We start from the raw sequence: 266 nt of genomic DNA on the forward strand, positions 1-266 counted from the left end.
GTCAAAATACTGTGCATGAGTTTACCTGAGCCAATAATGGCGTCTACAGGACAGGCACTAATAAATATTGTACAACCAATGCATTCATCTTCACGAATAACTGCTTTCATTCTTTGTGGTCGGCCATCGGCTTGAATAGGACAAACACTTTGTTCTGCAATTAATTCTGGCCGATTGAGCAACTGAGCCAATGCATCGGATACAGGTTGCCCGCCGGGTACACATTTATTGGCTGCTTCACCTTCGCTGATGGCTTGGGCATAAGG

The 266-nt window shown here is 45.1% G+C and carries 1 protein-coding gene; it reads right to left on the minus strand.

What is annotated here, in order from left to right:
* The coding region (locus ACG9ZB_RS17415) for an RnfABCDGE type electron transport complex subunit B (protein WP_419326862.1) at positions 1 to 266 on the minus strand (266 nt) is incomplete at both ends.

The sequence above is a fragment of the Acinetobacter johnsonii genome, from assembly GCF_048551975.1.
Lineage (GTDB): Bacteria > Pseudomonadota > Gammaproteobacteria > Pseudomonadales > Moraxellaceae > Acinetobacter > Acinetobacter johnsonii_A.